Origin of the sequence: Pseudomonas edaphica, assembly GCF_005863185.1 — a bacterium.
In the GTDB taxonomy this organism is placed as follows: Bacteria; Pseudomonadota; Gammaproteobacteria; order Pseudomonadales; family Pseudomonadaceae; genus Aquipseudomonas; species Aquipseudomonas edaphica.
Map to the genome: position 1 here is coordinate 1 of NZ_VBVZ01000561.1, position 3,975 is coordinate 3,975.

At 61.1% G+C, this 3,975-nt stretch carries 6 protein-coding genes and 1 pseudogene; 3 read left to right on the forward strand and 4 right to left on the reverse strand.

The genetic code is table 11. The annotated features are described in order from the left end of the window. Nucleotides 1-122: 122 nt before the first annotated feature. From FEM54_RS26475 to FEM54_RS26490, 4 genes are all read right to left on the reverse strand, one after another. On the reverse strand, nucleotides 123-800 hold the full coding sequence (locus FEM54_RS26475) for a response regulator transcription factor (protein WP_017139157.1): 678 nt from the start codon (nucleotides 798-800) through the stop codon (nucleotides 123-125). Nucleotides 801-807: 7 nt separating this feature from the next. Continuing rightward, nucleotides 808-1,215, reverse strand: coding sequence for an SH3 domain-containing protein (locus FEM54_RS26480; protein WP_138453649.1), 408 nt, complete (start codon nucleotides 1,213-1,215; stop codon nucleotides 808-810). Nucleotides 1,216-1,321: 106 nt separating this feature from the next. Beyond that, nucleotides 1,322-1,621, reverse strand: coding sequence for a YciI family protein (locus tag FEM54_RS26485; RefSeq protein WP_138453650.1), 300 nt, complete (start codon nucleotides 1,619-1,621; stop codon nucleotides 1,322-1,324). A 1-nt stretch (nucleotide 1,622) separates the two neighbouring features. Further along, nucleotides 1,623-2,219 (reverse strand): septation protein A, encoded by a 597-nt coding sequence (locus FEM54_RS26490; RefSeq protein WP_099549410.1) that lies wholly within the window; start codon nucleotides 2,217-2,219, stop codon nucleotides 1,623-1,625. A gap of 87 nt (nucleotides 2,220-2,306) precedes the next feature. On the opposite strand from FEM54_RS26490, the gene FEM54_RS26495 reads away from it, so the two are divergent. The 3 genes and pseudogenes from FEM54_RS26495 to FEM54_RS26505 form a co-directional block, all read left to right on the forward strand. Beyond that, nucleotides 2,307-3,170: a PHP domain-containing protein gene (locus FEM54_RS26495; protein ID WP_099549411.1), complete on the forward strand. Its 864-nt coding sequence runs from the start codon at nucleotides 2,307-2,309 to the stop codon at nucleotides 3,168-3,170. Between the two features lie 13 nt (nucleotides 3,171-3,183). After that, on the forward strand, nucleotides 3,184-3,813 hold the full coding sequence (locus FEM54_RS26500) for an L-threonylcarbamoyladenylate synthase (RefSeq protein ID WP_017139161.1): 630 nt from the start codon (nucleotides 3,184-3,186) through the stop codon (nucleotides 3,811-3,813). Next, nucleotides 3,814-3,975: pseudogene (locus tag FEM54_RS26505) on the forward strand (segregation/condensation protein A); the annotation flags it as partial.

Below are 3,975 nucleotides of genomic sequence, written 5' to 3' on the forward strand. Positions count from 1 at the left end.
TTCCCACGCTCCGCGTGGTAATGCCGCCGGGGACGCTCTGCGTCACCGGCGTACACAGCGGGACGCAGAGCGTCCCCGGCGGCATTACCACGCGGAGCGTGGGAACGATCTTTAAACGATCTTTAAAGGCTGTAGTAGTAGCCGCGGCTGCGCAGCGCCACGATCCGTGGCCGACCATCCGGGTGTGGGCCGATCTTTTTGCGCAGGTTGCTCACGTGCATGTCCAGGCTGCGGTCGTACAGAGTGAGCTTGCGGCCCAGGGCGATCTGCGCCAGTTCCTGCTTGTCCAGCGGCTCGCCGGGCTGGCGCAGCAAGGCTTCGAGCAGGCGGCTTTCGGACACGGTGAGGGTGAATTCCTGCTCGTCGATGCTGACCACACCGCGCACCGGGCTGAAGCACAAATCGCCCAGTTCCATCTGCGTCGACACGGCGGCCGGGTGGCTGCGGCGCAGCACGGCGCGCAGGCGCGCAGTCAGCTCGCGCGGGTCACAGGGCTTGGCCAGGTAATCGTCGGCACCCAGTTCCAGGCCGAGGATACGGTCCAGCGGTTCGCCACGGGCCGAGAGCATCACCACCGGCAATTCCGGGTGGTCATTGCGCAATTGCTTGAGCAACTCCAGGCCGCTGCCATCCGGCAGCATCACGTCAAGCACGACGGCGGCGGGAGCGGCTTCGGCCAGGGCTTTGCGCGCGCTCACGCCGTCGTGGCAGGCGCGCACCTGGAAACCCTCCTGGCTCAGCCAACTGGTCAGCAGCTCACAGAGCTCCTGGTCATCATCTATCAGTAACAGCTCGCTCATGACTCACTCAATTTAGCCATTGTCGACGGCGACGGTGCCCACCGCTGGCGAAGATCCCGCACAGCAAAGCGATCAGTGCGACGGCCCCGCCGGTAACAAACCACTGTTGTTGTTCGGTCAGCCAGCGGGTCAAGGCGCCGCCTTGTGTCTCTTTGAGTTGCTGGACCAGGCGTTGGTTCTCCTGGCGCAAGCGACTCAGTTGGGCGCTTTCGCGAGCAGTATCTGCACTTTGCAGTTGTTTGCTCAGTTCTTCACGCAGCCGTTCGCTTTCTTTCAAGCGTTGCTGCAACTCGGTGATCTGGCTGCCGGCGCCCAGGGACAAGGGCGTGGAGCTGCCAGTGTTCGAGGTTTCTTCCGCATGGGCGCTCGCCCCGATCATTAACACTGCCAACAGACACAACGGACGTAAGCGCATCGGAACTCCTGATTCCACACGAATATTCAGAACGTTGTCGGCAGGTTACCGAGAATAATGAGCAATTAGGAGCGCGCCGAACCGATTAGGTTCAGCGCAGCCGGGCTTAAGGCAGGACTTGCTTGAACGGCTTGATCACTACATCAGCGTAGACGCCTGCGGCGATGTACGGGTCGGCGTTGGCCCAGGCCTGGGCATCGGCCAGCGAGGCGAACTCGGCAATGATCAGGCTGCCGGTGAAGCCGGCGGCGCCTGGGTCATTGCTGTCGACGGCCGGGTGCGGGCCTGCGATCACCAGACGGCCTTCGGCTTGCAGGGTTTTCAGGCGCTCAACGTGCGCCGGACGCACGCTCAGGCGTTTTTCCAGCGAGTCGGCAACGTCGGTGGCAATGATGGCGTAGAGCATGTCAGTCCTCGGTTTTCGGCGTGGTAGGGGCGGTGTCATGCAGATGGCGCGACAGGTAGATACCTTGGCCGATCAGGAACAATACGGTCATGCCCAGGCTACCGAAGACTTTGAAGTCGACCCAGTAATCCTGGAAGGTAAAGGCCACGAACAGGTTGGCGGCGCCGCAGAACAGGAAAAACACGATCCAGGCCACGTTCAAACGCGTCCATACCGGCTCCGGCAGGGTCAGCGCGTGGCCCATGATGCGCTTGATCAACAAGCGGTCACCAATGAAGTGGCTGCCGATAAACACCAGCGCGAACAGCCAGTTCACTACCGGGGCTTTCCATTTAAGGAAGGTTTCGCTGTGAAAGGCCAGGGTCAGGCCGCCGAACACCAGGCAGGCAACCAGGGTGAGCCATTGGCTTTTTTCCAGTTTGCGCTGGGAAATGAAAATGGCGCCGTAGACTACGATAGAACTGACGATCAGTACGGCGGTGGCGCTGTAGATGCCCCCGAACGAGAGCGGATGACCGGCGATATCGATGACCCTGGGGTCGAGTTTGGTAACGATGAAAAACAGCAACAGCGGGATGAAGTCGATGAATTGTTTCACAGTAAGAGCCAGAAGCTGGATGTGGCGGCATAATAACAAACATCCTTGGTAGCGAAAGCGCCAGCTGACTTGAGGTTACACACTCCCGTGAATGTTGATTTGCACTGCCACAGCACGGCCTCCGATGGCGCCCTGGCGCCCGCGGTACTGGTTGCGCGTGCGTTTGAAAAAGGCGTGCGAGTCTTGTCGTTGACCGACCACGACACCCTCGAAGGCCTCGACGAGGCCCGCACGGCGGCGCATGCCTTGGGCATGCAACTGGTCAACGGCGTGGAATTGTCCTGTACCTGGGGCGGCGCCACCATTCATGTGCTCGGCTACGGCTTCGATCAAAACGCCGCGCCTTTGGTGGCGGCCATCGCCCAATTGCACGATGGCCGTTGGCTGAGGTCCGAAGAAATAAGCCGCAAGCTCAGCCTTAAAGGCATGCCCAATGCGCTCGACGGCGCCCGCGCCATCCAGCAAGAGCTGGGCGACAGCGGCAACGCACCGGCCCGCCCGCACTTTGCCGACTGGATGGTGCGTGAAGGTTTCGTCAAGGACCGCGCCGAAGCGTTTCGCAAATGGCTGGGCGCCGGCAAGTTGGGTGATGTGAAGCAACACTGGCCGACGCTGGAAGATACCGTCGGCACATTGCGTGCCTCCGGAGCCTGGGTGAGCCTGGCGCATCCCTGGCATTACGATTTCACCCGCAGCAAGCGCCGCAAGCTGATTGCCGACTATATTGGAGCGGGCGGCCACGCAATCGAAGTGGTCAACGGGCATCAACCCGCTGAGCAGGTGGGCAGCCTGGCGATTCTTGCTCGCGAATTTGGTCTGCTGGTCAGCGCCGGCAGTGATTTTCATGGCCCAGGCGGCTGGTCCGAGATTGGCGAGTACCGCCAGGTCCCGGAAGACTTGCCGCTGTTGTGGGGGCGATTCAAGCATGACCCCATTATTGCCACCGTCTGAACAGGTAGAACACGTGAGTCAATTCTTCCAGATTCATCCGGAAAACCCTCAAGCGCGCCTGATTAAACAGGCCGTGGAGATCATTCGCGCCGGTGGCGTGGTGATCTACCCAACGGATTCGTCCTACGCCATTGGTTGCCAGATCGGCGACAAGAGCGCAGTTGAACGGGTCAGACGCCTGCGTGACCTGGACAAAAACCACAACTTTGCGCTGATCTGCAGCGACTTGTCGCAACTGGGGCTGTTCGCCAAAGTCGACACCGGCACCTTCCGCCTGCTCAAGGCGCACACGCCGGGGCCGTACACCTTTATTCTGAATGCCACCCGCGAAGTGCCGCGCCTGTTGCTGCACCCCAAAAAGCGCACCATCGGCCTGCGTGTGCCCGAGCACCCGATTGCCCTGGCGTTGCTGGCAGAACTGGGTGAGCCGTTGATGAGCGTGTCGCTGATTTTGCCCGGTGAAGAAGAGCCGCTGTACGACCCTTACGAGATGCGCCGCCTGCTGGAAAAACACGTCGATCTGATCATTGACGGCGGTTACGGCGGCAACAAGGCGTCCACTGTGATCAACCTGGCCGATGGCGAGCCGGAAGTGGTGCGCGTGGGCTGCGGCGACCCGACGCCGTTTATGGTCGAGGCCTGAATGTCGGCCGTGGAAACCGCTGATCCCCAGGCGGGCGCCCAGCAGGAACTGCCATTTGCCATGGTGTATGGCCAGGCGGTCATGGAAATGCCGCTGGACCTGTATATTCCGCCGGATGCGCTGGAGGTCTTTCTTGAGGCCTTCGAAGGCCCGCTGGATTTG

Bases quoted from the DNA above. Each gene is read 5' to 3' on its own strand.
- FEM54_RS26475 (WP_017139157.1), bottom strand. From the start codon at position 800: ATGAGCGAGCTGTTACTGATAGATGATGACCAGGAGCTCTGTGAGCTG.
- FEM54_RS26480 (WP_138453649.1), bottom strand. From the start codon at position 1,215: ATGCGCTTACGTCCGTTGTGTCTGTTGGCAGTGTTAATGATCGGGGCG.
- FEM54_RS26485 (WP_138453650.1), bottom strand. From the start codon at position 1,621: ATGCTCTACGCCATCATTGCCACCGACGTTGCCGACTCGCTGGAAAAA.